The organism is Dyella sp. PARNA 12/25 (genome assembly GCF_055702865.1).
Window position 1 is genome coordinate 90434 of the sequence record NZ_JBVQCI010000003.1, and the last position, 25541, is coordinate 115974.

General features: G+C 63.0%; 22 protein-coding genes. 12 read left to right on the plus strand and 10 right to left on the minus strand.

The genetic code is table 11. The features are described from left to right. Window positions 1-27: 27 nt before the first annotated feature. Window positions 28-615 carry an FMN-dependent NADH-azoreductase gene (locus tag AC0GUR_RS08125; protein WP_472876954.1) on the minus strand — a complete coding sequence of 196 codons (588 nt, stop codon included), beginning with the start codon at window positions 613-615 and terminating at the stop codon, window positions 28-30. Window positions 616-730: 115 nt separating this feature from the next. Here AC0GUR_RS08125 and AC0GUR_RS08130 point away from each other — a divergent pair, with 115 nt between their 5' ends. From AC0GUR_RS08130 to AC0GUR_RS08140, 3 genes are read left to right on the plus strand one after another with little or no spacing between them, the layout of a single operon-like run. Beyond that, entirely contained in the window at window positions 731-1684 is a 954-nt protein-coding gene (locus tag AC0GUR_RS08130) for a LysR substrate-binding domain-containing protein (protein WP_472876955.1), read from the plus strand. A 60-nt stretch (window positions 1685-1744) separates the two neighbouring features. Next, window positions 1745-2890: a pyridoxal phosphate-dependent aminotransferase gene (locus AC0GUR_RS08135; RefSeq protein ID WP_472876956.1), complete on the plus strand. Its 1146-nt coding sequence runs from the start codon at window positions 1745-1747 to the stop codon at window positions 2888-2890. Continuing rightward, window positions 2878-3681 carry an amidohydrolase gene (locus AC0GUR_RS08140; protein WP_472876957.1) on the plus strand — a complete coding sequence of 268 codons (804 nt, stop codon included), beginning with the start codon at window positions 2878-2880 and terminating at the stop codon, window positions 3679-3681. Before AC0GUR_RS08135 ends, AC0GUR_RS08140 begins: the two co-directional genes overlap by 13 nt. 21 nt (window positions 3682-3702) lie before the next feature. On the opposite strand, the gene AC0GUR_RS08145 is transcribed toward AC0GUR_RS08140, so the two are convergent. Then, window positions 3703-5046, minus strand: coding sequence for an aspartyl protease family protein (locus tag AC0GUR_RS08145; protein WP_472876958.1), 1344 nt, complete (start codon window positions 5044-5046; stop codon window positions 3703-3705). A gap of 71 nt (window positions 5047-5117) precedes the next feature. On the opposite strand from AC0GUR_RS08145, the gene AC0GUR_RS08150 reads away from it, so the two are divergent. Further along, complete coding sequence (locus AC0GUR_RS08150; RefSeq protein ID WP_472876959.1) at window positions 5118-5606, plus strand: DUF2975 domain-containing protein; 489 nt, start codon at window positions 5118-5120, stop codon at window positions 5604-5606. A gap of 7 nt (window positions 5607-5613) precedes the next feature. Continuing rightward, window positions 5614-5838, plus strand: a complete 225-nt coding sequence (locus AC0GUR_RS08155; protein ID WP_472876960.1) for a helix-turn-helix domain-containing protein — start codon at window positions 5614-5616, stop codon at window positions 5836-5838. Between the two features lie 43 nt (window positions 5839-5881). Here the strand turns inward: AC0GUR_RS08155 and arsC are convergent, their stop codons facing one another. From arsC to AC0GUR_RS08175, 4 genes are read right to left on the minus strand one after another with little or no spacing between them, the layout of a single operon-like run. Continuing rightward, the gene (gene arsC, locus AC0GUR_RS08160) at window positions 5882-6229 is read right to left on the minus strand and encodes an arsenate reductase (glutaredoxin) (protein WP_472876961.1); all 348 of its coding nucleotides are present in this window, start codon (window positions 6227-6229) and stop codon (window positions 5882-5884) included. Further along, window positions 6229-7761 carry a pseudouridine synthase gene (locus AC0GUR_RS08165; protein WP_472876962.1) on the minus strand — a complete coding sequence of 511 codons (1533 nt, stop codon included), beginning with the start codon at window positions 7759-7761 and terminating at the stop codon, window positions 6229-6231. Before AC0GUR_RS08165 ends, arsC begins: the two co-directional genes overlap by 1 nt. Next, window positions 7758-8636 (minus strand): SMC-Scp complex subunit ScpB, encoded by an 879-nt coding sequence (gene scpB / locus AC0GUR_RS08170; protein WP_472876963.1) that lies wholly within the window; start codon window positions 8634-8636, stop codon window positions 7758-7760. The genes AC0GUR_RS08165 and scpB overlap by 4 nt, the downstream gene beginning before the upstream one ends. Before the next feature lie 50 nt (window positions 8637-8686). Beyond that, on the minus strand, window positions 8687-9595 hold the full coding sequence (locus tag AC0GUR_RS08175; RefSeq protein WP_472876964.1) for a segregation and condensation protein A: 909 nt from the start codon (window positions 9593-9595) through the stop codon (window positions 8687-8689). 470 nt (window positions 9596-10065) lie between these two features. Here AC0GUR_RS08175 and AC0GUR_RS08180 point away from each other — a divergent pair, with 470 nt between their 5' ends. Beyond that, window positions 10066-11241: a DNA polymerase IV gene (locus tag AC0GUR_RS08180; protein WP_472876965.1), complete on the plus strand. Its 1176-nt coding sequence runs from the start codon at window positions 10066-10068 to the stop codon at window positions 11239-11241. Between the two features lie 99 nt (window positions 11242-11340). Next, a complete protein-coding gene (locus AC0GUR_RS08185) occupies window positions 11341-11709 on the plus strand; it encodes a PilZ domain-containing protein (protein WP_472876966.1) in 369 nt (122 codons plus the stop codon). A gap of 163 nt (window positions 11710-11872) precedes the next feature. On the opposite strand, the gene AC0GUR_RS08190 is transcribed toward AC0GUR_RS08185, so the two are convergent. Further along, complete coding sequence (locus AC0GUR_RS08190) at window positions 11873-13555, minus strand: AMP-binding protein (protein WP_472876967.1); 1683 nt, start codon at window positions 13553-13555, stop codon at window positions 11873-11875. 155 nt (window positions 13556-13710) lie between these two features. On the opposite strand from AC0GUR_RS08190, the gene AC0GUR_RS08195 reads away from it, so the two are divergent. Beyond that, window positions 13711-14121, plus strand: coding sequence for a hypothetical protein (locus AC0GUR_RS08195; RefSeq protein WP_472876968.1), 411 nt, complete (start codon window positions 13711-13713; stop codon window positions 14119-14121). A 153-nt stretch (window positions 14122-14274) separates the two neighbouring features. Here the strand turns inward: AC0GUR_RS08195 and acnA are convergent, their stop codons facing one another. Next, window positions 14275-17025 carry an aconitate hydratase AcnA gene (gene acnA / locus AC0GUR_RS08200; protein ID WP_472876969.1) on the minus strand — a complete coding sequence of 917 codons (2751 nt, stop codon included), beginning with the start codon at window positions 17023-17025 and terminating at the stop codon, window positions 14275-14277. A 407-nt stretch (window positions 17026-17432) separates the two neighbouring features. Between acnA and AC0GUR_RS08205 the strand changes: the two genes are divergently transcribed. Both AC0GUR_RS08205 and AC0GUR_RS08210 read left to right on the plus strand, forming a co-directional pair. Beyond that, window positions 17433-20024 (plus strand): bifunctional aconitate hydratase 2/2-methylisocitrate dehydratase, encoded by a 2592-nt coding sequence (locus AC0GUR_RS08205; protein ID WP_472876970.1) that lies wholly within the window; start codon window positions 17433-17435, stop codon window positions 20022-20024. Between the two features lie 665 nt (window positions 20025-20689). Next, a complete protein-coding gene (locus AC0GUR_RS08210; protein ID WP_472876971.1) occupies window positions 20690-21601 on the plus strand; it encodes a LysR family transcriptional regulator in 912 nt (303 codons plus the stop codon). 133 nt (window positions 21602-21734) lie between these two features. On the opposite strand, the gene AC0GUR_RS08215 is transcribed toward AC0GUR_RS08210, so the two are convergent. Continuing rightward, window positions 21735-22421, minus strand: coding sequence for a DUF2461 domain-containing protein (locus tag AC0GUR_RS08215; protein ID WP_472876972.1), 687 nt, complete (start codon window positions 22419-22421; stop codon window positions 21735-21737). Window positions 22422-22432: 11 nt separating this feature from the next. After that, entirely contained in the window at window positions 22433-23881 is a 1449-nt protein-coding gene (sbcB, locus tag AC0GUR_RS08220; RefSeq protein ID WP_472876973.1) for an exodeoxyribonuclease I, read from the minus strand. A gap of 134 nt (window positions 23882-24015) precedes the next feature. Between sbcB and orn the strand changes: the two genes are divergently transcribed. After that, on the plus strand, window positions 24016-24576 hold the full coding sequence (gene orn, locus AC0GUR_RS08225) for an oligoribonuclease (RefSeq protein WP_472876974.1): 561 nt from the start codon (window positions 24016-24018) through the stop codon (window positions 24574-24576). A 29-nt stretch (window positions 24577-24605) separates the two neighbouring features. Continuing rightward, complete coding sequence (gene folP / locus AC0GUR_RS08230) at window positions 24606-25514, plus strand: dihydropteroate synthase (protein WP_472876975.1); 909 nt, start codon at window positions 24606-24608, stop codon at window positions 25512-25514. Window positions 25515-25541 lie beyond the last annotated feature (27 nt).

Sequence of the window (25541 nt, forward strand, 5' to 3'; positions counted from 1 at the left end):
CTTGCCGGGGACGGTGGGGCTGGGTACTTATGCGGCCTTGCGGGTGCGGGCCACGGTACCGATGGAGGCGTGGGCCGACTTGATGGATTCGACCTTGTTGTCTTCGCTGAGGTTTACGCCCTCGGCGCGGACGAACTCGATGTCGGTGACGCCGAGGAAACCGAACAGTGCACGCAGGTAGGTCTCCTGGAAGTCCATCGGCTGGGCCGGGCCCTGGCTGTAAACGCCACCACGCGAGGAGACGATGATCACGCGCTTGCCGCCAGCCAGGCCTTCGGGGCCATTGGCGGTGTAGCGGAACGACTTGCCCGCGACAGTGATGCGGTCGATCCAGGCCTTCAGCTGGCTCGGAATCGAGAAGTTGTACATCGGGGCGCCCATCACCACCACGTCGGCGGTAAGGAACTCCTCGATCATCTGGCTGCCCAGCACGGCAGAGGGGTCGTTCGCGTCAGCTACCGGGGTCCAGTGGGGAAGCGGATTGGCCGCCAGATCGTGGTAGATAACTTCTGAACCGGGGTTGTTGAGGGTCAGTTCGGCTACGATGGCCGAGGTCAGCCCGCGCGAGACAGAGTGGCTACCCAGGGCGCTAGCGTCGAGATGCAGCAGTTTCATGGCAATTCCTCAGTAACGGGCCGGGGTATTCCGGCGACAGAGATAGGTTATCCATGGAACAATCTCTCGATAAGACGGGTAAAATCGAACGTATTGTTCCCACAAGGAAACAACGATGACGGTGTTGGACGGCGCCCTGCAGGATCTCAATGACCTGTATTTCTTTGCGGCGGTGGTGGAGCACGGCGGCTTTTCGTCGGCAGGTCGCGCATTGGGTATACCCAAGTCCCGCCTGAGCAAGCGCATCGCCCAATTGGAAGAACGGCTGGGCGTGCGCTTGCTGCAGCGGACAACGCGCCGGTTTGTGGTCACCGAAGTCGGTGAGCGCTTCTATGGCCACTGCCGCGCCGTGCTGGAAGAGGCACGGGCGGCACAGGAGGCAGTGGAGGAGGTGCGCTCGGAGCCGCGCGGCGTGGTGCGCGTGAGTTGCCCGATTTCGATCGTGCAATCGGTAGTGAGTCACGTCCTTCCAGAATTTCTGGCTCTGCATCCCAAAATGCAGGTACGCCTCCAGGCCACCAATCGCCGTGTCGATGTGATCGGCGAGGGCTTCGATGTCGCTATTCGCGTCCGCAGCAAGCTCGACACCGATGCGACCATGGTGGTGCGCACATTCGGACAGTCCCGTGTGCTGCCGGTGGCGAGCCCTGAATTGCTCAAGCGCTATGGCCATCCCAAGGAGCCTGCCGATCTGTCGAACCTGCCTGCGCTCACCATGGATGAGCATGAGGGTGCGCACAGCTGGGAGCTTTACGACGCACAAGGCGAGCGGGTGGTGGTCGATCTGCAGCCACGCCTGATCTGCGGTGATTTCGCCGCGCTGCTGGAAAGTTGCAAGTGGGGCATCGGCGTAACGCTGTTGCCGGAGTTCGTGTGCGGGCCGGCCGTATCGCGTGGCGAGCTTGAGGTGGTGTTGCCGGACTGGAGCGTGCCGCAGGGCACCATGCACTTCGTTTATCCCAGTCGGCGAGGCCTGTTGCCCGGCGTGCGCGCTTTCGTGGATTTTTTGGCGGAAAAACTGCCCGAGGCCGTGCGCGAAAATCATGCACAGTGTGACAAGTACGTTTGACCACGGTGTGCCACAGAGCTCGTGTTAGCATCCCCGTTTAGCCATCCAGACATCCGGACCATGCAGATCCAGACCAAGCTTCCGAAAGTGGGTACCACCATCTTCAGCGTCATGAGCCAGCTGGCGATGGAACACAAGGCCGTGAACCTGGGGCAGGGCTTTCCGGATTTCGAACCACCACAACCGTTGCGCGATGCCATCACTCGCGCCATGGCCGAAGGCCGCAACCAGTACGCACCGGGCATCGGCCTGCCGAATCTGCGCGAACAGATCGCATTGAAGACCGAGCGCATGTATGGCCATCGGCTGAGTGCGGACACCGAAGTCACCGTGACCTCCGGTGCCACCGAGGCGTTGTTTGCCGCCATCGCCGCCGTGGTGCGCACGGGCGATGAAGTGATCGTGTTCGACCCGGCTTACGACAGTTATGAGCCGGCGATCGAACTGCAGGGCGCGCGTGCCGTGCATATCCCGCTGCAGGCCCCCACGTTTAGCGTTGACTGGCAGCGCGTGCGCGACGCCGTTACGCCGAAGACGCGCATGATCCTCATCAACAGCCCGCACAATCCTACCGGTGCCGTGCTCTCGGCAGCCGATCTGGACGAGCTGGCGGCCATCGTGCGCGACACCGAGATCGTGGTGCTGTCCGACGAGGTGTACGAGCACATCGTGTATGACGGCGCACAGCACGAGAGCGTGTTGCGCCATCCCGAGCTGGCGGCGCGCAGCTTCGTGGTGTCCTCGTTCGGCAAGACCTATCACTGCACCGGTTGGAAGCTGGGTTACGCCGTGGCACCGAAGGCGTTGTCGGCCGAATTCCGCAAGGTGCATCAGTACCTCACCTTCTGCACGTTCCATCCGGCTCAGGTGGCCTTTGCTGAATTCATGGCGAGCACACCCGAGCACTATCTGGAACTGCCGGCGTTCTATCAGGCCAAGCGCGATCGCTTCCGCGAGCTGATCAAGCCGTCGCGTTTCAAGCTGCTTGACGTGCCGGGTGGTTACTTTCAGCTGGTGGATTACTCGGCCATCAGCAATAAGGACGATGTGTCGTTCTGCGAGTGGATGGTGAAGGAAGGTGGCGTGGCCGCCATTCCGCTCACGCCGTTCTACGAAAAAGCCCCGGGCACGCATTTCCTGCGCCTGTGCTTTGCCAAGAGCGATGCCACCATGGAAGCGGCCGCGGAGCGTCTATGCAAGCTTTGAAAGTAAGCCTGGTGCAGGGCGCGACGCGCTGGCACGATGCGCCGGCCAACCGTGAGTACTACGGTGAGCTGGTGCGTCGCGTGGCAGGGCAGACCGATCTCGTTGTGCTGCCGGAAACGTTTCTTTCCGGCTTCAGCAATGACACGCGCGCCAGCGCAGAAGCGATGGATGGCGAAGGCGTCGCCTGGATGCGCGAGCTCGCGCAGGAAATCGGTGCCGTCGTTTGCGGCAGTTTGGCAATTAGCGAAGACGGCACGGTCTACAACCGTTTGATCTGGGCGCGCCCGGATGGCAGCTACGCGCAATACGACAAGCGCCACCTGTTCCGCATGGCGGGTGAGCACACGCGTTACGGTGGTGGTAACGAGCGGCTGATCGTGGAACTCAAGGGTTGGCGCATTCTGCCGCAGGTCTGTTACGACCTGCGTTTCCCAGTGTGGCTGCGTAACGGTCGCCGTGAAGAAGCCGCAGGCGGGATGGAATACGACCTTGCTTTGTTCGTGGCCAACTGGCCGGCGCCGCGCCGCCAGCCGTGGCGCACGTTGTTGCGCGCACGCGCCATTGAAAACCTGAGCTATGTGGTGGGTCTCAACCGCGTCGGTGTGGACGGCAACGATCTGCCCTATGCCGGCGACAGCGCGGTACTCGATCCGGTAGGCGAGCCGCTGGTGGAGCTGGGGCCGCAGGAACAAGTGGTAACGGTGACGATCGATCCCGCGCCGTTGCTCGCACATCGCGAGCGCTTCCCCGCATGGATGGACGCCGACCGGTTTACGCTCGACGCGGATTGATCTGCTACCCGCCGCGCGCGGTTATTCCGCGCGCGGACTGGCGGTTGCCTCCGCCATCGGCTTACCCACTTCGAACTGCATGCGCGCGAAATCGATCGTCCAGTGATCGAACGACCGCAGGATGTCGCCGCCAAGCAGGTCAGGGTCCAGAGCGTTGCCGGGACTGCTTACTGCGATGCTGAGGGAAGGCAGAACCATGCGCTGATCGCCGATACGCACGCGGACATGGGGCCACGCGACCGACTCGCTGGCGCGCGAGCCACCGGCACCGGCAAGGCGTTCCTTCTTCGACGTCAATCCCTTGACCAGATAGGGGTGTGCGGACGCGAAGCGTGACGAAAGGCCTGATCGCACTGCGCCGCTGTCCAGTTGCATGGCAACCGGCATGTCATTGAGCACGACATTCACGAAGATGGCATTACCGACCATGCGCATATTGCCGTCGGTCATGGCGGGAGCATGGCTGCGCGACGGCAGCAATTTGCCGTCGGCGGTGAATTCGATGCGTTGCAGCTCACGCAGCACCGGAAAGCCCAGGATGGCATTGATCTGGTAACCGCCGGGTACCGGCATGCTCAGCTGGTCGTCGTCGAGGACCAGGAACGCCACGTGGCTTAAAGACAGGCCGGCAAACTCCAGGTGATCGGCGATGCCGAGCCTTGTGGTAACTGCCTGCCGACTGATGCTGCCGGCGCTGGCTGTACCGTCGAGCATGCGAAGACCGAGTTTGCGCGCAGTGGATTGCGAAATCGTCGACAGATTGGCCCCGGTGTCTAGCACGACCCCCTGTGACTTGCCATTGATCACCACGTTGGCACGAGGCAAGCCGACCTTGTCACGGGTCATGGTCTCCGGTTTCGGTACGTAGGCGTCCAACTGTTGTTTCGGAGCGGTGGCAAGTTGATCGGCCATCACGGCCATCTGAAGCACGTTGGCGCGTTCACCGGCATCCGCGCCTTGTTCCGTCACCGCTTTCTCCCAGGCGTGCGCTGCATTGGCGGCTTGTGCGTAGTCGCCAACCGCAAAACTGGCATCGGCCACGATATTCCATGCCAGTGCGCGCTCCGCTGGCGAGCGCGTGCCGTCGGCGAGATAGCGAGTGACCTGTTCACGTGCTTGAGCGGCATCGAGTTGGGTTGCAGCCAGCCGCGCACGCGCCAGCGTGGCCAGGCCCGGATCATCGATGCGGGGGAGCACGTTGTTCAGTGTAAAGACGTCGCCGTCGGTGGCACTACGCAAAGCTTGTTCTGCTTGTTGGCGGGAGAGGCTGGGCGACGCGACCGATCCGCCCGCGGCGAAGGTCGAACCTGCGGGGGCAGCCAGCAAGGTGAAAGGAAGGACCAGGGCCAGCAAACGATGTTTCATGGTATGGTGCCTGTATGACGGATAAAAATTATCGTAATACAGAAAAAACGCATCGTTCAACAGAATTATTTTTGGCGAGGGCAGCCCGTCGGCTGGCTGTGGTGTGCTGGCTGGCAGCATTGGCCTGCCTGTGCGTCACTGCCGCGGGTATCTGGGGCGGCGGCGTGCAGGGCAGGGTCACCGCCATCTTGTCGACCGGTGATCTGCCACATGATTGGGCTGCCGTCATGGCGGCCTTGCTGGCCTTGGTCACCTGCGCAGCGCTGGTGGAGTTGGCGCGCATGCTCGGTCGTGTGCGACCTGATGCGTTGTTTTCCAGCGCGGCGACGAAGCATTTCCGACGATTCGCCTGCCTGATGATGATCGCCGCCGTGCTTCGCGTGTTGCTGCCAGCGGCCGCTACGCTATGGCAAGCACACCTGTCGGGTGTCCATCAGGCTCGCCTGGAATTCAGTGGTGACGATCTGCTGTCGCTGCTGCCGGTGGCTGTGTTCTTCTTCGTTGCGCGTCTGTTCGACGAGGCGGCGCGACTTGAAGACGATCAACGCTCGATCGTGTGAGGCGCATATGGCGATCGTGGTCCGACTCGATGTAATGCTGGCGATGCGCAAGGTACGATCACGCGAACTCGCCGAGTTCGTCGGTATTACCGAATCCAATCTGTCGTTGCTCAAATCAGGGCACGTGCGTGGCGTGCGCTTCGAAACGCTGAGCAAGATTTGCGAATTTCTCGAATGCCAACCGGGCGATCTGCTGGCCTACGTGCCCGACGACGAAGCGACGGGCAGTTGAGGCGAGTAGCGAACCCTTGCCTGCGAGGCAAGGGTTCGTTGGTTTACAGGATGGAAAGCACCGCTTCCGGCGGGCGACCGATCGCCGCCTTGCCGTTCGACACCACGATGGGTCGCTCGATCAGGCGGGGATGACTCGCCATCGCCGCGATGAGCGTGGTGTCATCCAGCGAGGGGTCATCGAGACCCAGTGCCGCGTACTCCTCTTCACCTTTGCGAATCAGCTCGCGCGGGGTCATGCCGAGCATGTCCAGCAGTTGCGTGAGCTCTGCTGCACTCGGTGGCGTCTCGAGGTAGTTGATGACATCACACGCCACACCGCGCTCTTCAAGCAAGGCGAGCGTGGCGCGTGATTTCGAACAGCGGTTGTTGTGATAGATCCGAACCGTCATCAGCGATTGCCGTGACGGTTACCGCCGCGGCCGCCGCCATGCGGACGCCCGCCACCACCGCCACCACCACCGTGGCCTTGCCCACCATGGCCGCCGCCATGGCCCTGGGGACGATTGCCGCCACGACCCTGCGGACGTCCACCGCTACCCTGACCAGGACGACCCTGCTTGTTGCCGCCACGATTGCCGCCCGCGTTGCCGCCGCCGAAACCGCCATAGGGGCTGCTGCCGCCACGACCTTCAGCGCTGCGACCGCCGCCGCCGCCACCGCCACCGCCGCCGCCGCCGCCGAATGAGCGACCGCCGCTTTCACCGCCGCGTGCGCCAAACGGCTTGCCGCCGCCGCGTCGGTTGCCCGCACCTGCTGCGCCGCCACGACTACCCTCGCCGCCACGGCCGCCTTCGCGACTTTCACCGGCAAACCATGTGCGCACCGACGGCAGTTCCTGACCCGGTGCGACACCGCGTTTGTTCTTGCGCTGCATGCCACCCGCGGAACGCTCAGGGCGTGCCACGTTGCCATTCACTTCCTTGCCCGGACGGCGACGTTGCTGCTTGCCACGCGCGGGTTCCTCGCGGATACGGTCGTAAGCGCGCAGCTCGCGCGCTTCGTCCTGATAGCCCGCGCTGTACGAGCCGCTGGCGCCGCGCTCGGGGCGATACTCGGTGACATTGCGCGCTGCGCGGCGCTGATGCAGCACAGGGCTCAGCGTGAGCACTGGCTGCGGTGCGCCCAGACCGGTGGTCTTGCGCAGATCCTTGACGGCGTCTTCGCCCAGGTTTTCGCAGTCACCGCGACGCAGGTTGCGCGGCAGTTCCACGCTGCCGTAGCGGATGCGCTTGAGGCGGCTCACCAGGAAGCCCTGCGAATCCCACAGGCGGCGCACTTCGCGATTACGGCCCTCGCGAATCACCACGCGGAACCAGCTGTGGCTGCCGCCGCGGCTGATCACGGCGATTTCGTCGAAGCGTGCCGGGCCGTCTTCCAGCTCCACGCCGGCCTTGAGCTTCTCGATGATCTCGTCGGGCACTTCACCGTGCACGCGGCACAGGTATTCGCGCTCAAGGCCGCTCTTCGGATGCATAAGCGCATTGGCTAGCTCGCCGTCGGTGGTGAGCAGCAGCAGGCCGGTGGTGTTGATGTCCAGGCGGCCCACGGCGACCCAGCGCGCACCCTTCAGGCGCGGCAGCTGTTCGAACACGGTGGGGCGGCCTTCGGGATCTTCGCGCGTGGTCACCACGCCTTCGGGCTTGTGGTAGACCAGCACTTCGGTCTCGTCACGATTGTCGGTGGCGACAATGAACTGCTTGCCATCGAGCACGACGCGATCGCCGGCGTGCACGCTGGCGCCGATGGTGGCGGGCGTGCCGTTGAGTTCAACTTCACCGGCCTGGATGCGCTGCTCCAGCATACGGCGAGAGCCGAGGCCCGCGTTGGCCAGCACCTTGTGCAGGCGCTCTTCCAGGGCAGGGGTGCTCTCGTCGCGCGGTGCGCGCTTAAGGGTCAAAACGGATTTCTGCGGCGCAGTCATGCGCGGTACTCCTTAGTGTCTTGCGTGGCGTCGCCTTCGTCGGCGTCCGCGTGGGTCGCTGCCTCGTCGGCAGTGTCATTCGGGGTGTCGGCGTGTGAAACATCGCCGGATTCGGAAGTGGCGACTTCCATCGCCACGGGTTGTTCGTCAATGGGTGCTTCGGTGACGGCGGAAGAGGCTTCCTCGCCCTCACCCGATGCGGGTGCTTCGTCAGTGGTGGGCTCGTGCACGAGGCCTTCGTCGTCGCCAGCCACCACCAGCGTTTCGTTTTCTTCGTCCGGATCGATCGGCAGGTCGCGCACGATGCGAGCCGGCAGCGGCTCCGGTGCGATGCTCATCTGCGGATCTTCCATGTCGCGGATTTCCGACAGCGGCGGCAACTCATCCAGCGACTTGAGATTGAAGTAGTCGAGGAAGGCACGGGTCGTACCGAAAAGGGCAGGTTTGCCCGGTACGTCGCGGTAACCGACCACGCGAATCCACTCGCGCTCTTCCATCGTCTTAATGATGTTGGAAGACACTACCACGCCGCGAATCTGCTCGATTTCCGGGCGGGTGATCGGCTGGCGGTAGGCGATCAGCGCCAGCGTCTCCAACAGGGCGCGGGAATAGCGGCTGGGCCTTTCCGTCCACATCCGCGAGATCCACGGGTGCACATCCTGCTTCACCTGATAGCGGAAGCCGGAGGCCACTTCTCGCAGTTCCACGCCACGGTGGGCGCAGTCTTCCGCCAGCGCCTCGAGTGCCTTGGACACTTCCTCACGACCGATGTCGTCCTCTTCGCCGAACAGTTCCAGCAGCTGAGGAATGGTCATGGGCTGGGTGGATGCCAGCAGCGCCGCCTCGATGATGGGTTTGAGTTGCTCGATCTGCATGGCCTCAGTTCGGATGCGGATTCATGATGTTTAGCGGCATAGCGCAGCCGTCATTCGGCGGCAGCGGCCGGTTCGTCGGCGATCGACTCTTCGAGAGCCTCCTCGCCACGTCCCGCTTTGGCCCTTACGTAAATCGGCCCCAGCGCTTCTTCCTGCACAATTTCAACCAGCATTTCCTTGGCAAGTTCCAGCATGGCCAGGAAGGTGACCACCACGCCCAGGCGGCCCTCGGTCACATCGAACAGCGTCTCGAAGCGCTGGAAACTGCGGTCATTCAACCGGCCCAGCAGCTCGCCCATGCGCTGACGCACACTGAGTGCCTCGCGCTTGATGGCGTGATGCCCGAACAGCTCGGCGCGGTGCAGTACATCCTTCAGCGCCAACAGCAGTTCTTTCAGGTCCAGCGGCGGCGGCAGCTTGATCACGTTGCGCTCGCCCACTTCCGCGTGGGCGGGCGCCATGTCGCGCTCCATGCGGGGCAGGGCGTCGATATCCTCCGCAGCCCTCTTGAAGCGCTCGTACTCCTGCAGGCGGCGGACCAGCTCGGCGCGGGGGTCTTCCTCCAGGCCTTCCTCGGTCGGCGGCCGGGGCAGCAGCAGCCGCGACTTGATCTCGCCAAGAATCGCGGCCATCAGCAGGTACTCGGCCGCCAGTTCCAGGCGCATCACGTCGCGCATCATCTCGATGTAATTCATGTACTGCCGGGTGATCTCGGCGACAGGGATATCGAGAATGTCCAGGTTCTGACGACGGATCAGGTACAACAGCAAGTCGAGCGGGCCTTCGAATGCTTCGAGAATCACCTCGAGTGCATCCGGTGGGATGTACAGGTCCTGCGGCATCTGCAACATCGGTTCGCCGCGCACGATGGCCAGCGGCATTTCCTGCTGTTGCGGTACCGACGCAAATGCGTCCTGCGGTGCTGTGACCGCCTGAGGCTCGACTGGCTCAGTGCTCATCAATACATGTCGTTTGGCCGTCCACGACGGCGTGCGTTGCGTTCAACACGTTAGGAAACGTTCTGTCCCACCGGCATTCGCTCGACGAATGTCCCCGCCCGGATCGCGCCTACTGGTTGGCGACCCGTTGAAGCTAACTTGCGCGATGCCTAGCCGGTGCGCCTTGCGTCACCGTCCCGGGCATGCATGATGAAATCGCGCGCTTGGCGTTTCGATCAGGCTGGCCGTGAGCGACCCTTGTGCGTCTTTTGCGGGCTTTGAACCACAGCAAAGGCGCAAGCCACAACGTGACGATACCTGCGTCACAGGCTTTTCCATTGGTCGGCTTAGTGCATCGGGATGGGTGTCGTAGCGGTCGATCCTGGCCGATCGTGCGCGCACCCTAGGACCCATGCAGGACCAAGAGTAGCCGCTGAAAGCCGGCAAGTCCAGTACGCGCGCAGCCTGCCATCGCGGCAAAATAGCGGGGCATGCCACCCGATGAACGCTCGATTATTCATGTCGACATGGACGCCTTCTACGCGTCCGTGGAGCTGCTCGACCGGCCCCAGTTGCGCGGCCTGCCCGTTATCGTGGGCGGGTTAGGCCCTCGTGGGGTGGTTTCCACCTGCAGTTATGAGGCGCGCAAGTTCGGCGTGCATTCCGCCATGCCTATCGTCCAGGCGCGCCGCCTGTGCCCCGATGGCGTCTATCTGTGGCCACGCATGGCGCGCTACGAGGAGCTCTCGGATCAGGTATTCGAGGTGTTCCACGAGGTAACGCCGTTGGTAGAAGGGCTGTCGCTGGATGAGGCCTTTCTGGACGTCACCGCCAGCCTGCGCCTGCTCGGGTCCATCGAGGTCATCGGGCGCCGCATCAAGGAAGCCATCCGCGAGCGCACCCAGCTGGTGGCCTCCGTGGGCATGGGGCCCAACAAGTTGCTGGCCAAGCTCGCCAGTGAGATGTCCAAGCCAAATGGATTCCATCGCATTCGGGGAGATGGCGCTGCGGCCGAACTGGCTCCGCTACCGGTGGGCAGGCTCTGGACGGTAGGCAAAGTGACCGAGCAGGCGCTGCATCGGTTCGGTATTCACACTATTGGGGAATTGGCAGCATGTGACACGGCGCGTCTCGCCCGTGCGCTGGGGCGTCAGGTGGAAGGACTGCAAGCGCTCGCGCGGGGCGAAGATGACCGTTGCGTTGAACCGGCACAAGCTGAACAATCCATCGGCGCGGAACATACGTTCGACGTCGACATAGCCGAGCTGGCGCTAGCCGAGTCCTGGCTGCTGCGGCATTGCGAACGTATCGCCGCGCGGGCCCGCCAGCGAGGGCTGGAAGGCCGGACGGTTACCGTGAAACTGCGTGAGCCACCGTTTGTTACCCATACACGCCAGGCCCCATTGCGCACATCCAGCGCTTCTGCCAGCGAGATTTATGGTGTGGCACGAGGTTTGCTTCAGTCCTGGTGGCAGGCGCAGCGAAAGCCGCGCCTGCGTTTGCTGGGCGTGAGCCTGTCGGGCTTCGCTGCCGAGCGGCAGCAGGATTTGTTCGATGCCACGTCCGAAGGGCGGATTACGGATCAGGTGCAGGACAAGATCAATTTGCGGTTTGGCTCGGGAAGCCTGGTGCGTGCCGGGGTTTTGCGAACCAAGCCGCAGGATTGAAGTTGGTCGGAGGCCCTCCACATCGATGGCGTGGGGCGGTGTTTTTCAGGACGAAACAGTCGGCGCCTGGGTGCGTCGGACGTGGGGAGATACGGCAGGATGAGCAAAGCGGAAGACAACGCCAGGAACAGCTCCGATCCGGAGCAGTTGCGACCGGCGCGCATGCGTATCGAAACCACGGTACTGATGAGCCGCGGCGACGAATCGCAGCCCACTGAACTGGTGGACATCTCGGCGACCGGAGTGCTGTTGCGCCGGCCACTGGGCTGGCAGGGCGAAATCGGTCAGAGCTGGATCCTGGATATGATCTTCGGCCACGATCTGCACATTCACCTGGAGGCTCAGGTCGCGCGAATCTCCGATCGGCATCTGGGCTTTGCCTACACACGTATTCCCGAAGACAAGCAGGTGCCGCTGTGGAACCTGCTGGGTGGCTATGCCGACATTCTCGAGATGTGGCACGACTGAGGGTCAGAAGTGAGTGCAGAGGAGTGAGAAGTGAGAGAAAACCACTTGCTCCTCATGCGCCACCAGCAATAAAAAAAAGCCCGGCTTGATGCCGGGCTTTTTTGTTTGGAGAGGAAGCGAGCTCTTCTCTCACTGCTCACTCCACTTAACTCACTTCCCGCTCTCAGCCCGTGGCTGCCTTCTTCTCGTCACGCAGTTCGCGGCGGAGGATCTTGCCCACGTTGCTCTTGGGCAGCGTGTCGCGGAACTCGATGATCTTCGGACGCTTGTAACCAGTGAGATTGTCGTGGCAGAACTTCTTCAGTTCTTCGACAGTGAGGTTCGGGTCCTTGCGCACGATGAACAGCTTGACCACTTCACCCGAGTGTTCGTCCGGCACGCCCACCGCGGCAACTTCGGCGACGCCCGGATGCTGCATCACCACGTCTTCGACTTCATTGGGATACACGTTGAAGCCGGACACCAGAATCATGTCTTTCTTGCGGTCGACGATATAGACGTAGCCGTCCTCGTCCATGCGAGCGACGTCGCCGGTGTGCAGCCATCCGTCAGGGCCAAGCACCTTGAGGGTTTCGTCCGGACGCTGCCAGTAACCCTTCATCACCTGCGGGCCGTGCACCATCAGCTCACCCACGCTGCCGATAGGTAGCGGTTGGTTGTCCTCGGACCAGATGGCGACATCGGTCGAAGGAATCGGCATGCCGATCGATGAGTTGTAATCCTTCAGGTCCAGCGGGTTGATGCAAACGGCGGGCGAGGTTTCAGTGAGGCCATACGCCTCGGCCAACGTGCAGCCCGTGACCTTCTTCCAGCGCTCGGCGACCGGGCGCTGCACGGCCATGCCGCCGCCCAGGCTGAGGTGCAGGCGGGAGAAATCCAGCTCGGCGAAGCCCGGCGTGTTGAGCAGGCCGTTGAATAGCGTGTTGACGCCGGTGAGTGCGGTGAAGTTGGACTTCTTCAGTTCTTTTACAAAGCCGGGCATGTCGCGCGGATTGGTAATCAACCAGTTCAGGCCACCCAGGCGCATGAACACCAGGCCGTTCGCGGTAAGCGAAAAGATGTGATACAGCGGCAGTGCCGTGATGATGACTTCTTCGCCCGGCTTGGCGTTCTTGCCGATCCAGGCGCTGGCCTGCAGCATGTTGGCAACCATGTTGCCATGCGAGAGCATCGCGCCCTTGGCCACGCCGGTGGTGCCGCCGGTGTACTGCAGGAAAGCGAGGTCATCGTGGCCCAGCTGTACCTTGGGCAGCGGATGGGGTGCGCCTTGCGCAAGCGCATCGCTGAAGCGCACCGCCTGTGGCAGCTGAAAGGGCGGCACCATCTTCTTGACGTGCTTGAGCACGAAGTTGATCACCGCACCCTTGGCGCCCAGCAAGTCGCCAATGCCCGTGGTGATGATGTGCTTGACGCCGGTTTCGGCCACCACCTGCTGCAGCGTCGAAGCGAAGTTGTCGAGCACCACGATGACCTTGGCGCCGGCGTCTTCAAGCTGATGCTTGAGCTCGCGCGCGGTGTACATCGGGTTGGTGTTGACCACCACCAGGCCAGCGCGCAGCGCGCCGAACAGGGCAATGGGGTACTGCAGGACATTGGGCATCATGATCGCAATGCGATCACCCTTGCCGAGCTTGAGTACGCCAGTGAGGTAGCCGGCGAACTGGCGACTCAACACATCGATCTGGCTATACGTGAGCTGCTTGCCGAAGCTGGAGAACGCCGGGCGCTGACCGAAGCGCTCAAATGCTTCTTCGACGACCGCGGCTACCGAGGCGTACTGGTTGATGTCGATCTCTGCCGGAACGCCTTCCGGATAATGGGCCAGCCACGGACGCTCATTGCTCATGTTGGATCCAAAGCTCCTCTGTATAACCGCCCATGGTTCAAGCATGGCATGGGTACGGCAAAATGACGATTCGGCATTGGAGCATACGCTCGCGTATAGCGGCAAGCCGCGCCGCAGCGATATCTGGGGGAAGGTCTATCATGCGAAATAGGTGGATGATTTTGTTGCTTTGCGGCCTGCTGGCGGGCTGTCGGCATGCGCCAGACGAGACGCTGGTGAGACAGGGCATCGAGGCCGCAGTGAACGCCGCGGGCCACGCCAATGCCTCGGCATTGGGCGATGTGCTCAGTGAGGATTTCGATGGCAATGCGGGGGCGACCGACCGACGCCAACTACTCGGACTGCTTCATGCAGCGGCGTTTCGTGGGGACACCATCCACGCTTTGGTCGGCCCGGTGAGCGTGGAGCCTCGTGGTGAACGTTACGTGGCCAGCTTCACGGTGACACTGACCAGTGGCGGCAAGCTATTGCCGGCCCAGATCGGCGTGTACCAAGTGGAGACGGCGTGGCGGAAGGACGGTCACGAGTGGCGTTGCTACTCGGCAACCTGGTCGCAGGGTACATAGAGCGTGTAGGAGCCCACTTGTGGGCGACCGCAGCGTTGCGTTGTTCCCATGGGTGGCGGTTGTCGCGCACAAGTGCGCTCCTACAAAAAGAGCTCGTGGCACCTGATATGAAAACGCCACCCGAAGGTGGCGTCTTCTTTTCAGGCATTACTCTCAGGCGGCTTTCTTCGCCGCCAGCTGACGCAGCACGTACTGCAGAATGCCACCATGACGGAAGAACTCGCGTTCCTTCGGCGTCAGCAGCAACACCTTCACGGTGAACTCTTTCTTCTTGCCGTCTTCGCCGGTCGCAACCACCTTGGCCGTCTTCGACTCGCCACCGTCCAGGCCGGTGATGTCAAACGTCTCCTTGCCGGTCAGGCCGAGCGACTGCGCGTTCTGGCCATCCTGGAACTGGCAGGGCAGCACGCCCATGCCGACCAGGTTGGAACGGTGAATACGCTCGAAGCTCTCGGCAATCACCGCCTTTACACCGAGCAGCAAGGTGCCCTTGGCGGCCCAGTCGCGTGACGAACCGGTGCCGTACTCTTTGCCAGCAAGCACGACCAGTGGCGTCTTGTCGGCCTTGTACTTCATGGCTGCATCGTAGATGGCCATCTGTTCGCCGCTCGGCACATAAAGCGTGTAGCCGCCCTCGACGCCGTTGAGCATCAGGTTCTTGATGCGGATGTTGGCGAAGGTGCCACGCACCATCACATCGTCATTGCCGCGACGCGAGCCATAGGAGTTGAAGTCCTTCACCTCCACGCCCTTGCTGATCAGGAAGCGGCCCGCCGGGCTGTCTTTCTTGATCGAGCCCGCCGGTGAGATGTGGTCGGTGGTGATGGAGTCGCCGAACAATCCGAGCACGCGGGCGCCGTGGACGTCCTCGATGGTGCCCGGTTCCTTGCTCATGCCGTCGAAGTACGGCGGGTTCTTGATGTAGGTGGAGTCGTCCCACTTGTAGACGGCGCCATCCGGCGAGGCGATGTGGTTCCAGCGGTCGTCGCCCTTGAACACGTCGGCGTAGTTCTTCTCGAACATCTGCGGATTGATCGCGCCGGCGATGGTGTCGGAGATTTCCTTGTTGCTCGGCCAGATATCCTTCAGATACACCGGCTTGCCGTCACTGCCCGTGCCCAGTGCATCCTTGGTCAGGTCAATGTCCAGCGTACCGGCTAGCGCGTAGGCCACCACCAGCGGCGGTGAGGCCAGGTAGTTCATCTTCACTTCCGGATGTACGCGGCCTTCGAAGTTGCGGTTGCCCGACAGCACCGACGCCACGGCGAGGTCACCCTCAGCAATGCCCTTGCTGATTTCCGCGGGCAGCGGACCCGAGTTGCCAATGCATGTCGTGCAGCCGTAACCGACGATAAAGAAGCCGACCTTTTCCAGCTCCTTCAGCAGGCCGGTCTTCTCCAGGTAGTCGCTCACCACCTTCGAGCCGGGACCAATCGAAGTCTTCACCCACGGCTGTGCCTTGAGGCCCTTGGCGGCCGCCTTCTTGGCCACCAGGCCCGCGCCGAGCATGACGGCGGGGTTGGAGGTGTTGGTGCAGGAGGTGATGGCCGCGATCACCACGGCGCCATCGCCGAGCTTGAAGGCGTGGCCGTCTTTCTCCACACGCACACCGCTATCGGTAATGTCGTTGGCGGGGTTGCCGATGGCGGTGGCCCCCCCTTCATTGGCGAAGTTGGCGGTATCACCGTTCCTCGGCTTGCGATTGGCAGTGAGCGGACCCACGGCATCCTGGAAGCTCTTTTGCACGCCTTCCAGCAGCACGCGATCCTGCGGGCGCTTGGGGCCGGCCAGCGAGGGCTTCACGTCGGCCAGATTGAGTTCCAACGTGGTGGAAAAGCGTGGCTCCACCGCGTTCTCGTCATGCCAAAGGCCTTGTGCCTTGGCATAGCTCTCCACCAGTGTGATCTGCGCTTCGTCGCGGCCGGACAGGTGCAGGTAGTTCAGCGCCTCCTGATCGATCGGGAAGATGCCGCACGTTGCGCCGTATTCCGGTGCCATGTTGGCGATGGTGGCGCGATCGGCCAGCGGCAGATGCTTGAGGCCATCACCAAAGAACTCCACGAACTTGCCCACCACGCCGAGCTTGCGCAGCATCTGGGTGACGGTGAGTACCAGATCGGTCGCGGTAACGCCTTCAGAGAGCTTGCCCGTGAGCTTGAAACCCACCACCTGCGGAATCAGCATGGACGAAGGCTGCCCCAGCATGGCTGCTTCGGCCTCGATGCCACCCACGCCCCAGCCCAGCACGCCGATGCCATTGATCATGGTGGTGTGCGAGTCGGTGCCGAACACGGTGTCCGGGTAGGCCCACTGCTTGCCATCCTTCTGCGCGGTGAACACCACACGAGCCAGATGCTCCAGGTTCACTTGATGCACGATGCCCGTGCGCGGCGGTACTACCTTGAAGTTGTCGAACGCCTTCTGGCCCCAGCGCAGGAACGAGTAACGCTCCTGGTTGCGCTGGAACTCGATCTCCACGTTCTTCTCCAGCGCCGACTCAGAGCCGTACACGTCAACCTGCACCGAGTGGTCGATCACCAACTCGGCCGGCGCCAGCGGGTTGATCTGCTTGGCATCGCCGCCCAGCTTCACCACCGCATCGCGCATGGCGGCCAGATCGACCACACAGGGCACGCCAGTGAAATCCTGCAGCACCACGCGGGCGGGCATGAAGGCAATTTCGGTATCGGGCTCGGCCTTGGCGTTCCAGTTGGCCACCGCTTCGATCTCTTTGGCGGTGACGTTGACGCCGTCCTCGTGGCGCAACAGGTTTTCGAGCAGGATCTTCAGCGAAAAGGGCAGGGTCTTGAGGTCAAAGCGCTGACCGAGCTTGGTCAGGCTGGCGATCTGGTAGGGGCTGCCGTTGACGGTAAGGGTGTCGCGGGTGGCGAATGAATCCAGCATGGGGCTAACTCCTGTTGCTTGAGGCTGGCGACGCACGATGACGTAGCCTGGGGATCCTACGGCACGAAACGTGAGAGGAATTGCAAAAGCCGCTGCTTCCCGGTGGGGATGCCTGCCAGTTTGGGGCAAACGCTGGGGTGCGCAAGAGACCCGAATGGGGATTGCGCCACATTCGCCTTGCAAGATTTCGAACGCTGACGGAAGCATTGTCTTGCGTTGCGGCAGTTGGGTCCCGGCTGGCAAAATAGCGGGCTGAGATGCCGCCAAAAACGGCATCGTGACAAGGTTTTACGCCTTGTCGAGCGCCGGTAGCGACCACGCGGAACCATCCCCCCGGGCGATCTCCGCTGCGATTGCGCAAGCAACCGCTCGCTGCCTCTTTGTTCAAGTTCACCGGACGAGACCACATGCTTAACGCCTACCGCCAACATGTCGCCGAGCGCGCCGCGCTGGGTATCCCGCCGCTGCCGCTGTCGGCCCAGCAGACCGCCGAGCTGATCGAACTCCTGAAGAACCCGCCTGCAGGCGAGGAAACCTTCCTGGTCGATCTGATCACCAACCGCGTGCCGGCTGGCGTGGACGATGCGGCCAAGGTCAAGGCCTCGTACCTGGCGGCTGTGGCGTTCGGCACCGAGAAGTGCGCGCTGATTTCGCGCGAGAAGGCCACCGAGCTGTTGGGCACCATGCTGGGCGGCTACAACATCCACCCGCTGATCGAGCTGCTCGACGACGCGCAGATCGGCACGGTTGCCGCCAACGCGCTCAAGCACACGCTGCTGATGTTCGACGCCTTCCACGACGTCAAGGAAAAGGCCGACAAGGGCAACGCCAACGCCAAGGCCGTGCTGCAGAGCTGGGCTGATGCTGAGTGGTTCACCAGCAAGCCGGAAGTGCCGGAAAGCCTCACCATCACCGTGTTCAAGGTGCCGGGCGAAACCAACACCGACGACCTGTCGCCGGCTCCGGACGCCACCACGCGCCCGGATATCCCGCTGCATGCACTCGCCATGCTGAAGAACAAGCGCGATGGCGCACCGTTCCAGCCGGAAGAAGACGGCAAGCGCGGCCCCATCGCCTTCGTCGAATCGTTGAAGGAAAAGGGTCACCTGGTCGCCTACGTGGGTGACGTGGTCGGCACCGGCTCCAGCCGCAAGTCCGCCACCAACTCGGTGCTGTGGTTCACCGGTGAAGACATCCCCTTCATCCCGAACAAGCGCTTCGGCGGTGTGTGCCTGGGTAGCAAGATCGCCCCGATCTTCTACAACACCATGGAAGACGCCGGCGCGCTGCCGATCGAACTCGACGTCTCCAGCATGGAGATGGGCGACGTGGTCGAGCTGCGCCCGTATGAAGGCAAGGCGCTGAAGAACGGCGAAGTGATCGCCGAGTTCCAGGTGAAGTCCGACGTGCTGTTCGACGAAGTGCGCGCCGGTGGCCGCATTCCGCTGATCATCGGCCGTGGCCTCACCGCCAAGGCGCGCGAAGCGCTGGGCCTGCCGGTTTCCACGTTGTTCCGCCTGCCGCAGCAGCCGGCCGATACCGGCAAGGGCTACACGCTGGCGCAGAAGATGGTTGGCCGCGCTATCGGTCTGCAGGAAGGCCAGGGCGTGCGCCCGGGTACCTACTGTGAGCCGAAGATGACCTCGGTGGGTTCGCAGGACACCACTGGCCCGATGACCCGCGACGAGCTGAAGGACCTGGCTTGCCTGGGCTTCTCGGCCGACCTCGTGATGCAGTCGTTCTGCCACACCGCCGCTTACCCGAAGCCGGTGGACGTGAAGACCCACCACACGCTGCCGGAATTCATCAGCACGCGTGGCGGTATCTCGCTGCGTCCGGGCGACGGCGTGATCCACAGCTGGCTCAACCGCATGCTGCTGCCCGACACCGTCGGCACCGGCGGCGACAGCCACACGCGCTTCCCCATCGGTATTTCGTTCCCGGCCGGCTCGGGCCTGGTGGCTTTCGCCGCCGCCACCGGCGTGATGCCGCTGGACATGCCGGAATCCGTGCTGGTGCGCTTCAAGGGCGAACTGCAGCCGGGCGTCACCCTGCGTGACCTGGTCAACGCCATCCCGCTGTACGCCATCAAGCAGGGCCTGCTGACCGTTGCCAAGCAGGGCAAGAAGAACATCTTCTCCGGCCGCATCCTCGAAATCGAAGGTCTGCCGAACCTCAAGGTGGAGCAGGCGTTCGAGCTGTCCGACGCGTCGGCTGAGCGTTCCGCTGCCGGTTGCACGGTGCACCTCGACAAGGCGCCGATCATCGAATACATGACCAGCAACATCACGCTGCTGAAGTACATGATCGCGCAGGGCTACAAGGATCCGCGCAGCCTGCAGCGCCGCATCAAAGCGATGGAAGCGTGGCTGGCCAACCCGCAGCTGCTCAAGGGTGATGCCGACGCCGAGTACGCCGCCGTCATCGAGATCGACCTGGCCGACGTGCATGAGCCCATCGTGGCCTGCCCGAACGACCCGGATGACGTGAAGACGCTCAGCGACGTGGCCGGTGCCAAGATCGACGAAGTGTTCATCGGTTCGTGCATGACCAACATCGGTCACTTCCGTGCAGCATCCAAGCTGCTGGAAGGCAAGCGCGACATCCCGACCAAGCTGTGGGTGGCCCCGCCGACCAAGATGGACCAGCAACAGCTGACCGAGGAAGGCCACTACGGCGTGCTTGGCACCGCCGGCGCACGCATGGAAATGCCGGGCTGCTCGCTGTGCATGGGCAACCAGGCGCAGGTGCGTGAGGGCGCCACGGTGTTCTCCACCTCCACCCGCAACTTCCCCAACCGTCTGGGCAAGAACTCCAACGTGTACCTGGGTTCGGCCGAGCTGGCCGCGATCTGCTCGCGTCTGGGCAAGATCCCGAGCAAGGCGGAGTACATGGCGGACATCGGCGTGATCAACGCCAATGGCGAGAAGATCTACAAGTACATGAACTTTGACCAGATCGCCGACTACCAGGACGTGGCCAACACCGTCACTGCCTGAAAGCGGTAAGTCACCGCAAGGTGGCAAGGGAAGGGCGGCGCAAGCCGCCCTTCTTTTTTTGCCCGATGTCGCGTCTAAACAACTGACATCGCCCCTGTAGGAGCGCACTCGTGCGCGACCGCAGCCTATTGGCTCCACCGCTCCGTTGGTTAGTCGCGCACAGGGTGCGCTCCCACAGGACGCGGCAAGGCACCGGGAGTTCGGTGGTAGCCCACCCTGTGGGCGACTGTGACGCCGCGTAGAACCGCTCCGCCCGGTTGTCGCGCACAAGTGCGCTCCTACATAAGAGCGGTGCCGGACCGGATCGATGATGGTTCGTCCAAAGGCAGCGCCTCACTGGCTGCTGTCGAGCCGACTGAGGTCCCCTTGTAGGAGCGCACTCGTGCGCGACCGCAGACTATCGGCTCCACCGCTCCGTTGGTTTGTCGCGCACAGGGTGCGCTCCCACAGGACGCGGCAAGGCACCGGGAGTTCGGTGGGAGCCCACCCTGTGGGCGACTGCGACGCCGCGTCCAACCGTTCCGCCCGGTTGTCGCGCACAAGTGCGCTCCTACAAGAAAGGCCAAGCGAGATCTGATCGAGGGCGGATAGCCCAAAAGACAACGCCTTACCGCCTGCTGTCGTTTATGCTTGCGCCCGTCACAAGCCAGGCCAGCACCCCGCGGATGATTTCCCCCCACCTCTCGGTAGTCTCTCTTCGCGACCTGATGCTGGTGCAGGCGGTGCGTCGCCACGGCAGCTTCAACAGCGCCGCGCGTGCGATGCACATCAGTCCGTCGGGCCTCTCGCATCAGGTGCAGAAGGTGGAGCAGGCGCTCGGTGCGCCGTTGTTCGAGCGAGGTGGTCGTCGCATTGTTCCAACGGCGGGCGGGCAACGCTTGCTGGAGCAGATCGATGCGGTGCTATCTGCTGCGGATCACCTTCAGCAAGTAGCGCGTGCTGGCGAGGTCGCTTTCGGAGGCGAGTTGCGACTGGGCGTCCCCGCTTCGCTTGGTCCGTATTTGCTGCCGCATCTGATTGCGCCGTTTCCACAACACTTTCCGGGCACGCGTCTGAGTTTGTCCGAAGGCAAGCCGCGCGGCTTGCTGCGGCGCTTGAACGAGGGCGAGCTGGATGCCGTGCTTGCGCCTCGCGTAGCACCGGTCAGTGGTGTTGCCATGCGCCCGCTGTTTTTCGAGCCGTGGGAAGTGATGTTCCGCGCCGATCACGCGCTTGCTGGCAAGCGCACCGTGGGGTTGGAGCAGTTGGAAGCCTGCGACGCCACGCTTATGACTGAAAGCCATGCTGACGATGTGCTCGGTGGCGCGCACGTGCAGGACGTAAGCCTGGAAAGTCTCGCAGCACTCGTGGAGTTGCGTGGCGGCTACGCGCTGGTACCAGCGCTGGCACACGACCGTCTTGCTTCCATGCCCAACGTGGTGCTCGCCAAGCTTAAAGGGCAGGCGCCTGGGCGCGAGATTGCGCTGTACTGGCGTGAAGCCTCGCCATGGCATGCCGATTTGCAGAATTTCGCGGTGCTGCTGCGCAAGTTGGCGAAGCAGCGGCCGGGGCTGCGGTTGATTGATGAAGCGAGTTGAGGCGCTGAAGCCGTAATTGGGCTAACGACACCGCGAGAATGCCGCCGTCCCCAGCAACGTCATCCCGGTCTACGCCGGAATGACGAGCGAGACGGTGCGAACGTCTTCTGCACCGTCAGAAATGTCTTCGCCCTCAGAAATCCAGTTCCTGCGCTGCACACAAATAATCAATCATCGGCGCCACGCGCTTGTACGTCTCTACCAGCCACGGCAGCAGCTCGGCAGAACAGGCCAGCTTCTCGTCAAAGCCCTCGCCGCAGGCAAAATCCTTGCGCTTGATATCGTCGATTAACTCGTGATCCGAATCAAACCCGCGCGGCGGCCGGCTTAGCGATTCACCCCAGAACTGGAAGTGGTCGCGAAAGGCCTTGCTACGCGTCGCTTTCTTCCATGCCTCCGGATTGTCCGCAAGAAACGCGCGGATGCGCTTGAGCGCATCGGATTCCGGGTGCCACATGCCACCACCGGCAAAGCAGTCGCCCGGTTGAATATGGATGTAGAACGAAGGTGCCGGAATCTCATGCCGACGTTCGTGGAAAAACCGCGCACCTTGCCACGGCTTGTAGGGCTGCTTGTCGTTGGAGAAGCGCGTGTCGCGATAAATGCGAAACAGCGAGCCGCCGCTCTTGCGCGGGTCGGCCCGGTAGTGCGGGCTGATTTTTGTCAGCGGCGCCTGCAGATCCGTGATCAACGCAAGGAAAGGATCACGCACGTCGCGCTCGTATTCCGCCTTGTGGGCCTGAAACCATTCGCGACTGTTGTTGCGATCGAGTGAGCGCAGGAAACGGAATGTAGCAGCTGAGAAGTAAGTGTTGGCCATGAGATGGGTGGTCAGGCGGTAAGTGGGGCGACGTCAGTGGCCAGCAGCTCGCCCCAGGCTTGCAGCTGGTCGAGGATGCCGAGCTTGTGTTGATCCGTGATGTCCGCACGCAACGAAACAATGCGGGCGAAGTAGTCGTCCAGCGTCAAGTGAGTCAACGGCGTCGGGCGAGTCAGGCGGTCGCGGCAGAACGTCTGCCAGCGCGCCTGCTCGTCGAGGTTCAGCGTTTCCGGCCAGTTGCGTGCGCGGTAACGAAACAGCAGCTCCGGATAACGCGCGTCACGGAACGGAAAGTCCCGCTGCCCCAATTGCTCTGGCGGCGTGGCACGAATATCGGCGAGCAGGCGCTTGTCGGCATCGGGCAGGAACCCACCGTACAGGGCAAGCTCCGGATCTGCCGGTGGCGGCAGGTCGGCGGCGCGCTGAAACACGCGGCGCAACTTGGCGGCCAGCCCTTCTGCCGAAGCGAGCATGTCGCGGTGCACCTGCACTTGATCGAGATCGAGCTGCAGTCGTTCCAGGTCCACGCCTTTCAAAACAGACAACGGGGCAAGCGCGGGCGCTCGGTTGACGCGCACGGTGCGCAGCGGAATCCGCTCGACCCCTTCAGGCAGATCGGCGCGCGAAGTAAACACACGGTCGGCGATCTCTTCGTCATTCAATGCCAGCAGGTCGGAAGGGTCGCTCGACAGGTCGTAGACAATGACCTCCGCAGGCCGGGTCGGATGCGCGGCCAGCGGCGCGACCACGGCCAGGCAATGACGGCTAGCCGGATAACGTGACGAGACATGCACCACCGGTGTCATGGCAGCCACATCCAGCATCTCGAACACACGCTGCTTGCGACGCAGCCCGAAATACCAATCCCATAGGCGCGGCTGGCGCACGCGGATCAATCGCGCCAGATCGATCAGTGCATACACGTCCGACAGCGCATCGTGCGCGCGTTCCTGTTTCAGGTGATTGGCGGCAGCCAGGTGCTCGAGCTTGAAGCTCGGTGTGCCGTCCTCGCGCTTGGGCCACTCGATGCCTTCGGGGCGAAGCGCCTGGCACATACGCACCAGGTCGATCAGGTCCCAGCGCGAATTGCCATTCTCCCACTCGCGGCCATAGGGTTCGAACATGTTGCGATAGAACAGCTGCCGGCTTACTTCGTCATCGAAGCGCAGCGAGTTGTAACCCACCCCGCAGGTGCCGGGCTGGGCTAGCTGCTCATGCACGCGTGCGGCAAAGTCGGCCTCGATCACACCCTCGCGCTCGGCCTGCTGTGGGGTGATGCCCGTGATCAGGCAGGCTTCTGGGTGGGGTGGCATTTCACGCGGCGGCTTGCCGTAAAACATCACCGGCTCGCCGACGATCTCCAGCTCCATCGTGGTGCGAATGCCAGCAAACTGCACCGGACGGTCGCGCCAGGGATCGGCCCCGAAGGTTTCGTAGTCATGCCAAAAGAAGGTCTGCATGCCGGGGATCATCGCATGCCCATCCCGGTCATGGATGCTGGAGAGCCGGTTCGCGCTTTCCCCCGTGTGGGCCATGGAGAAATCGTGAACAGGCTCTGCGGCCCGGATGGTAGACTGCGCGTCCAGGAGGGCGCATGAGCCTAGCGAACGAAGACAATCTGATCTGGATCGATCTGGAAATGACCGGGCTCGATACGGACAACGACTCCATCCTCGAGATCGCCACCATTGTCACTGACAAGGACCTTCGCATTCTGGCCGAAGGTCCGGTGTTCGCGATACGCCATCCGCTGGAGCGGCTGGAGGGCATGGATGCATGGAACCGCAACCAGCATCGCCGATCCGGTTTGTGGGATCAGGTGGTGGCGTCCGCCGACGACCATGCAGCGGCCGAGCGCGCCACGCTCGAGTTTCTGAAAGAGTGGGTGCCCCTGGGCAAATCGCCGATGTGCGGTAACTCCATCTGCCAGGATCGTCGCTTCCTGCATCGCCAGATGCCGCGCCTGGAGCGCTACTTCCACTATCGCAATCTCGACGTTTCCACGCTGAAAGAGCTGGCACGCCGCTGGGCGCCTGCCATCGGCAAGGGCTTTGCGAAGGAGTCGGCGCACACGGCGTTGTCGGACATTCGCGATTCCATCGATGAGCTGCGCTACTACCGCCAGTTCATGGGGCCGCTGAGCGGCGAGTCCTGACACCACCTCACGCGTCCACGGGAGTTGCCATGTCCACTGATCTGTTTGCTCCCGTGCTCGACTGTGCCGGCCGGCCTCTGCGGCTGGACCGGCCACGTGTGGTTGGCATCCTCAACGTCACCCCCGACTCGTTCTCCGACGGCGGCACCCATGCCACGGTGGAGGAAGCGGTGGCGCATGGTTTGCGCATGGTGGAAGAGGGTGCCGACATGCTCGATATCGGCGGCGAGTCCACCCGCCCCGGTTCCGAAGACGTGCCGCTGGAAGAAGAGCTGCGCCGCGTGGTGCCGGTGCTGCAACAGCTGGCCGCTCGCACCACGGTGCCGCTGGCCATCGACACCTCCAAGCCTGAAGTCATGCGCGCGGCGGTCGCGGCCGGCGCAGGCATGATCAATGACGTCTATGCCTTGCGGCGCGAGGGTGCCCTGGACGCAGCCGCCGAACTGGGCGTGCCGATCTGCCTGATGCATATGCTGGGCGAGCCGCGCAGCATGCAGAATGAGCCGCACTACGACGACGTGGTGGGCGACGTACATCGTTTCCTCACCGACCGTCTGTTCGCCTGCGAGCTGGCCGGTATCGACCGTCGCAAAGTCATGGTCGATCCCGGTTTCGGCTTCGGCAAGACGCTCGAACACAACCTGGCCCTGCTGCGCGCGCTGGAGCAGTTTGCCAACCTTGGCAGCGGGGTGTACGCAGGGCTGTCGCGCAAATCGATGATCGGCGCCATGACCGGCCGGCAAGTGCCTGCCGAGCGTGTGGCCGGGTCGGTCGGCGCGGCGCTGATCGCCGTTCAGCGTGGCGCGCGCATGGTGCGCGTACACGACGTGGCCGCTACCGTGGATGCCTTGGCCGTATGGCATGCCGTGCAGGCAGGCGACACGCCGGTACGCCGCGACAGCAAACCCGCCGCACCACGTTGGCCGGACGACGAATAAACACTTTCGCAGGATGCGGCGCCGCGA